Origin of the sequence: Tenacibaculum sp. MEBiC06402 (assembly GCF_049239625.1) — a bacterium.
In the GTDB taxonomy this organism is placed as follows: Bacteria; Bacteroidota; Bacteroidia; order Flavobacteriales; family Flavobacteriaceae; genus Polaribacter.
In genome coordinates this window covers 1-811 of sequence record NZ_JBMKKT010000051.1, presented here as the reverse complement: position 1 = coordinate 811, position 811 = coordinate 1, and the positions used below count along the sequence as shown (strand labels likewise).

General features: G+C 29.5%; 1 protein-coding gene. It reads right to left on the bottom strand.

Features of this window, described 5'->3' with window-relative positions; genetic code table 11:
- Window positions 1-140: 140 nt before the first annotated feature.
- Window positions 141-653, bottom strand: a complete 513-nt coding sequence (locus tag ACOSP6_RS00425; RefSeq protein WP_422092387.1) for a hypothetical protein — start codon at window positions 651-653, stop codon at window positions 141-143.
- Between the last annotated feature and the right edge of the window lie 158 nt (window positions 654-811).

The following is an 811-nucleotide window of genomic DNA, read 5'->3' as shown; positions in this document are numbered from 1 at the left end:
GCCAACGTATTTGTGTATGATTTTTTGCGTGAAAAGGACACGAGTTCTTTTACGATGTTGTGGAAAGATAATTAATAAGATTGAATTTCCGCATAGGAAATTCAGCCGCAATTAATTATACGCGGTGTTGTGTGTTCGTTTTATTCGGAAATATTAATTGTTTCTAAATTCTGTTGAACAATTTGATAATTGGTTCTTCTTTCATTTGTTCTGGTCGGGATTACTTTAGAAACTTTTTCAATTAGTCTATTTTCGTTCTCTTGAGAAATTATTAGATGAATTTTCTTTTCTCCTTTTTTACGATTTTCAATTTCATTTATATAAATTCTCATCAATTCGATTCTCCATCTTTCCTCCATTTGTTCAAATTCCTCCATAATGATTAGTGAATTGTTTTCGGAAATCCAATCCCAATGGAAATCTAAGATTTGATTTATATTATAACTTTTTGCCTTATACCAAGGCTTATAAAGTTTTTCTTTTTTTATAAAATCAAAGTAATCGTCAAAGGATTTCATTTTTGAAGGAAATCTAAACGTTTCGAAATTAACGTCTGTTATTAAATTATTAATAAACTTATGTCTATCCTTTTCAGACTTTCCTATTATTAAAAGATGTTTTTTGTTAAGTATGTTTTTGACTTTTTCAATCATTTTTTAGGATGACACACAACGTATTTGTGTATGATTTTTTGCGGGAAAAGGACGCTAGTCATTTTCCGATGTTTCTGAAAGATAATTAATAAGATTGAATTTCCGGTGAGGAAATTCAGCCGCAATTAATTATACACCGTGTTGTACGCTGGCTTTTA

Bases quoted from the DNA above. Each gene is read 5' to 3' on its own strand.
- ACOSP6_RS00425 (WP_422092387.1), bottom strand. From the start codon at position 653: ATGATTGAAAAAGTCAAAAACATACTTAACAAAAAACATCTTTTAATA.